The following is a 1,799-nucleotide window of genomic DNA, read 5'->3' as shown; positions in this document are numbered from 1 at the left end:
TGCAATATCACGTTGTCACCGTATTGGAGACTTAAATTATCTATCGAGATAGAAGGACCAAGCATTACGCTTTCTCCTGTGCGTGTTTGCTTGCCACGAACTTCATCGCTTCAATCAAGGTCTCAACGTTTTCGCGCATCTCAACTTCCACTTTGTTCGCTTCGTATTCCCCATGCGTCATGTGAGAAAAACGGTAGAGCTTAACTCCTGTCGCTTCTTCGATGGTATCAACAAAGCGATTTGGCATATTCAGCTCGTAAAACAACACATCAATGCCAGATCGTTTGATCTTCTCGATCGTCTCTTGCAGTTGGCTCGCGCTCGGCTCCACGCCATGAGCTGGCTCAATCACTGCGGCAACATCCACACCAAACTCTTGCAGAATGTAGCCGTATGCGTTGTGCGTTGTCGCAACCTTCATTCCTGCCGTGTCCAATTCGCCCAACGACAACATGGCATCACGTTTCATCATGCGAAAAGTTTTGGCGTATTGACGCGCGTTTTTACGGTAGAAATCGGCATTGTCAGGGTCGAGTTTGCTCAACTCGCTCGCGATGGTATAAACCTTTTGAATCGTTGTTGAAAGCCCAACGAACGTATGTGGATTCACCGCACCTTGCCCGACTGATTGTCCCATTGCTGGCAATAGCGGAACTTCTTTGTTGGCTTCAATGACAACGAGATCATCGCGTTGCGACGCGTTGATCACCTTCAATGCAAAATCATCATGCCCAATACCATTCACCACAATGACATCCATTTCATTGAGACGTTTTAGATCATTCGGTTGCGGTAAGTAGTTATGTGGATTAAAGCCAGCATCCACCAGCGGCAAGATTTCCGCTTTGTCACCAACAACAGCGTGCACATAGCTGAAATAAGGCTGAAGCGTGATACCAATTTTCATTTTGTCACTCGCGAAACTGGACGTGCTAGCGACCAATAAAGCGCAAGATGCAAACATGGAACGTAAAAGCGAACGTGTGATCATAATATGTATTCTTTGAATTGAGTTAAGTGTGCGAAGGATGAGCAAAAGATGGGGAAGAGAGAATTAGCTGTTGCCACCCCTGTTGATGGCGATGGCTTTCTTCGCTCAATGTTGGGGTTGGCGCAAAACCATGGGCATCGATTAGCCAAATGTCGGCGTGGCTTTGACGACTATCTAGAATCATTGAAGCCGCCCCTTGATCACTCTGTCTGATGCCCAAATAGATCCCGTCACCAATGCTCTGCCATTGATGCGAACCTTTACGCTTCCAGTTTTGATCTTGAACAAAGGGCGCAATCCACAGTGACGCCATCTCTTGCGTATCTGGCCAGGTGCCGGACTCTGCGTGTAAATCGCGCAGTTCTTCATGCGCCAGTTTTAGTTCGGCAATCAAACCGAGCTCTTCTTGCTGCAAGTCCGTGATTCGAATTTGATGAGAAAGCACTTCAGAATGGGGAGAATCAACTTGGTGCAGAGGCATCAAAACACTGGCGCAAGCAAGAATACCAGCGATGGTAAGTGCCACCCATTTCCCTTCTCGGCTACCGTTATCGGGACGAACTTTTTGTGTGATCATTTCTCTTTCAGCTCAACCACATCCACTTCAACTGGGCTTTCATGACCGGCATCGAAAACCAAGTAGAAATCAGTCTCTGGATGAGAAAACTCGGCAATAGAACGCTTGTCTGTTCTGACTCTGGCGATGAGATTATCTTCGTAGTCGTACATTTCGACATCGTAATCGATCGCGGTTGAGCCATCAGAGTAGCCAGTTTCGCAAATCACTTTATTTTGAGATAAATGACAA

General features: G+C 46.9%; 3 protein-coding genes. All 3 read right to left on the bottom strand.

Annotated features, from left to right (window positions below):
* Positions 1–64 precede the first annotated feature (64 nt).
* On the bottom strand, positions 65–991 hold the full coding sequence (locus tag R8N28_RS24010) for a metal ABC transporter substrate-binding protein (RefSeq protein WP_005459333.1): 927 nt from the start codon (positions 989–991) through the stop codon (positions 65–67).
* A gap of 22 nt (positions 992–1,013) precedes the next feature.
* Complete coding sequence (locus R8N28_RS24005; RefSeq protein WP_318183523.1) at positions 1,014–1,568, bottom strand: DUF6162 family protein; 555 nt, start codon at positions 1,566–1,568, stop codon at positions 1,014–1,016.
* On the bottom strand, positions 1,565–1,799 hold a 235-nt coding region (locus R8N28_RS24000; protein ID WP_318183522.1), incomplete at its 5' end, for a hypothetical protein. The genes R8N28_RS24000 and R8N28_RS24005, both read right to left, overlap by 4 nt.

The organism is Vibrio sp. Vb1554, assembly GCF_033344235.1.
This window is presented reverse-complemented; position numbering and strand designations above follow the sequence as displayed.

Bases quoted from the DNA above. Each gene is read 5' to 3' on its own strand.
- R8N28_RS24010 (WP_005459333.1), bottom strand. From the start codon at position 991: ATGATCACACGTTCGCTTTTACGTTCCATGTTTGCATCTTGCGCTTTA.
- R8N28_RS24005 (WP_318183523.1), bottom strand. From the start codon at position 1,568: ATGATCACACAAAAAGTTCGTCCCGATAACGGTAGCCGAGAAGGGAAA.